Origin of the sequence: Actinomyces sp. ICM58 (assembly GCF_000283035.1) — a bacterium.
Classification (GTDB): Bacteria; Actinomycetota; Actinomycetes; order Actinomycetales; family Actinomycetaceae; genus Pauljensenia.
This window is the reverse complement of sequence record NZ_ALIY01000092.1, coordinates 1-3,118: the sequence shown is the minus strand read 5'-3', so window position 1 is coordinate 3,118 and position 3,118 is coordinate 1. Positions and strand designations below refer to the sequence as shown.

At 72.6% G+C, this 3,118-nt stretch carries 3 protein-coding genes and 1 pseudogene; 1 reads left to right on the top strand and 3 read right to left on the bottom strand.

Translation table 11 applies throughout. The annotated features are described in order from the left end of the window. A partial coding sequence (locus tag HMPREF1138_RS04530) for a glycosyltransferase (protein ID WP_039936903.1) occupies positions 1-801 on the top strand: 801 nt, incomplete at its 5' end. A gap of 9 nt (positions 802-810) precedes the next feature. On the opposite strand, the gene HMPREF1138_RS04525 is transcribed toward HMPREF1138_RS04530, so the two are convergent. The 3 genes and pseudogenes from HMPREF1138_RS04525 to HMPREF1138_RS11250 all read right to left on the bottom strand — a co-directional run. After that, entirely contained in the window at positions 811-1,794 is a 984-nt protein-coding gene (locus HMPREF1138_RS04525; RefSeq protein ID WP_009057074.1) for a Gfo/Idh/MocA family protein, read from the bottom strand. A 1-nt stretch (position 1,795) separates the two neighbouring features. Beyond that, entirely contained in the window at positions 1,796-2,896 is a 1,101-nt protein-coding gene (locus HMPREF1138_RS04520; RefSeq protein ID WP_009057079.1) for a DegT/DnrJ/EryC1/StrS family aminotransferase, read from the bottom strand. Beyond that, positions 2,893-3,118: pseudogene (locus HMPREF1138_RS11250) on the bottom strand (N-acetyltransferase); the annotation flags it as partial. The gene HMPREF1138_RS04520 and the pseudogene HMPREF1138_RS11250, both read right to left, overlap by 4 nt.

Sequence of the window (3,118 nt, the reverse complement as noted above, 5' to 3'; positions counted from 1 at the left end):
GCCGCGCGGGAGACGGGCGCGCCGCTCGTGGTGACGCTGCATGGCGGGGATGCCTACCCGAGGCTCGGGCGGGGCGCGGGGGCTGCGTGGAACGCGCACAACCGCGCGCGGGCGTTTGAGGGCGCGAGCCGTCTGCTGGCGGTGTCGCGTTACCTGGCGGACGTTGCGCTGGGCGCGGGTGCCGATCCTCAGCGGCTGAGCGTGCACTATCAGGGCGTGGACGCCGACTGGTGGACGCCGGCCCCGAACACGCAAGAGTCGCGCGAGGAGCCCATCGTCCTGTTCGTGGGCGCTCTGAGCCACCTGAAGGGCGTGGACGATCTGGCCCGGGCCTGCGCCGACCTCGTGGGGCGTCGCCCGCATCACCTCGTCCTCGTGGGCGACGGGCCGCTCGCCCCCGCGCTGCGCGAACGCGCGCACGTGTCGTTCACGGGCCGACTGGATCGCGAGGGGGTGCGCGACTGGATGCGCCGCGCACGCGTCCTGGTCCTGCCCACGAAGCCGACGGAAGGCAGGCAGGAGGCGGCCGGCCTCGTCCTGCTCGAGGCGCAGGCGTGCGGCGTGCCCGTCATCACTTATCCGACGGGCGGGACGCCGGAGATGATCGCGCCGGGGGCCTCGCTGCTCGCGGCGGAGCGCTCGCCGCATTCCCTCGCCCGCTCCATCGACGAGGCATTGGCGTGGTCGGAGGACGAACGCGCGGACCGCGGGGCGGCGTGCCGGGCGTGGGTCACCCGTGAACGTTCGCTGCGCGCTTCGGTCCAGCACCTGCGCGCAATCTACGCCGACGTGACGCGCTAACGCAGCGCCCTACAGGTCAACCGAGCGCCCGGTGACTGCCGATGTCAGGATGGCCTCGACAACGCGCAGGTTATCCAGGGCCTCGTCCATGGTGACGTGCTCGGCGCCCACGCCGAGGATGGCGTCGCGGAAGCGCTCGTGTTCGAGGGCGAGGGGCTCGCGCTTGGTGAGGGCGTAGCGCACGACCTGGCCCTCGCTCACCCCGCGGAAGGCGGCGATGGCGTCCCATTGCAGGGGCGCGTGGCCGTTTTCGTAGAAGGTCAGGTCCCCCATCGCGGTGTCGGCGACGAGCGCGCCGCGCTCCCCCGTCACGATGGTCGTGCGGTCCTTGTAGGGGGTCAGCCAGTTGACGAGGTGGTTGACGAGGATGCCGCCTGCAAGCACGCCCGAGGCGACCATCATGTCCTCGTGGGGGCGCCCCGAGCGCGCGGCCGTGCGCGCGTAGATGCTCTCGTAGGGGGCGCCAGCCACCCACGCGGCCAGGTCCACGTCGTGCGTGGCCAGGTCCTTGACCACGCCGACGTCGCTGATGCGCGCGGGGAAGGGAGACTGGCGGCGCGTCGCGATCTGCTCGATCTCGCCCAGTTGTCCCTGGGCGATGCGCCTGCGCATGTCGATGAGCGCCGGGTTGCAGCGCTCGACGTAGCCGACTGCCCCCACGAGGCCCGAGGCCGCGAAGGCGTCGCGGATGCGTGCCCCGGCCTCGACGCTCGTGGCGAGTGGCTTTTCGACGAGGGTGTGCACCCCGGCCTCGGCCAGCGCCAGGGCGGCGGCCTCGTGGTGGGCGGTGGGCGCGGCGATGATCGCGGCGTCGATACCGACCTCGATCAGCTCCTCGACGCCGCCCAGGACGGGCAGGTCGCCGGCGACGCCGAAGCGGTCGCCACCCGGGTCGGCGAGGGCGACGAGGTCCACGCCGGCGGTCGCGCGAGCGTTGCGCACGTGGTGTCGGCCCATCGAGCCGATGCCGAGGATCCCGAGGCGAATGCTCATGTCAGGCCCCCGCTTGGGCGAGCGCGTTGACGCCGTGCACGATGCGTTCCAGCTCGATGGGCGTCAGGGAGGGGTAGATCGGCAGGGAGAGGACCTGGTCGGCGGCCGCGCGCGTGGCGGGCAGCTCCGCACAGGGGGCGTAGCGGGCCAGGGAGGGCAGCTCGTGGTTCGGGATCGGGTAGTAGACGCCCGAGCCGACGCCGTACTCCTCGCGCAGGGCGGCGGCGAAACCGTCGCGGTCTTCTCCCACGCGGATCGTGTACTGGTGGTAGACGTGGGTGGCGCCGGGGGCGACGTGCGGGACGGTGACGCCGCGCAGGTGGGCGTCCAGGAACGCGGCGTTGCTTTGGCGCGCGCGCGTCCACGCGCGGACCTTGGTCAGTTGGACGCGCCCGATGGCGGCGTGGATGTCGGTCATGCGGTTGTTGAGGCCCACGATTTCGTTGGCGTAGCGCGTCTCCATGCCCTGGTTGCGCGCGAGCCGCACGCCTCGGATAATCCCGGGGTCGGTGGAGGTGACCATGCCTCCCTCACCGCTGGTCATGTTCTTCGTCGGGTAGAAGGAGAAGGCCGCGAAGGTACCGAAGGAGCCAACCGCGCGCCCGTGCAGGGTGGCGCCGTGGGCCTGGGCGGCGTCCTCGAAGACCATGAGGCCGCGCTCGTCGGCGATCGCCTGGAGCGCGTCCATGGCAGCGGGATGGCCGTAGAGGTGGACGGGCATGATGGCCCGCGTGCGCTGCGTGATCGCGGCTTCAACGGCGGCCGGGGACAGTGTGAAGGTGAGCGGGTCGATGTCGGCGAACACGGGGGTCGCGCCCGTGATGGCGACCGAGTTGGCGGTGGCCGCGAAGGTGAAGGAGGGGACGATGACCTCGTCGCCCGGTCCGATCCCTGCGGCGAGCAGGCCCAGGTGCAGGGCCGAGGTCCCCGAGTTGACCGCGGCTGCCCGGGTTCCGGGCACGAGGGCGGCGGCGAACTCCTCCTCGAAGGCGGCGACCTGGGGGCCCTGGGCGATCATGCCGGTGCGCATGACGGCGGCGACGGCCTCGATCTCTTCCTCGCCGATGAGCGGGCGTGCGGGCGGGATGAACGGATGGGTCACGGCTGGTCCTCACGGTTGCGGGCGGGCGCCTCGGCGGTATTCGTGGACGAGGCCTGGGCCTCCTCGGGTGAGAGGGTGTCGTCTCGCTCGACGTAGCGGCGGCCCGTGGCCGGGCACACCCACGTGGCTGTCCCTGCCTCGTGCCCGGATGGCGCGTCGGGGTCGGCGGCGATGAGGGGCACCCCGGCCTCGCCAACCCATCCGACGCGGCGCGCGGGGACG

Excerpts from the sequence above, each read along its gene's own strand:
- HMPREF1138_RS04525 (WP_009057074.1), bottom strand. The coding sequence starts at position 1,794 with ATGAGCATTCGCCTCGGGATCCTCGGCATCGGCTCGATGGGCCGACAC.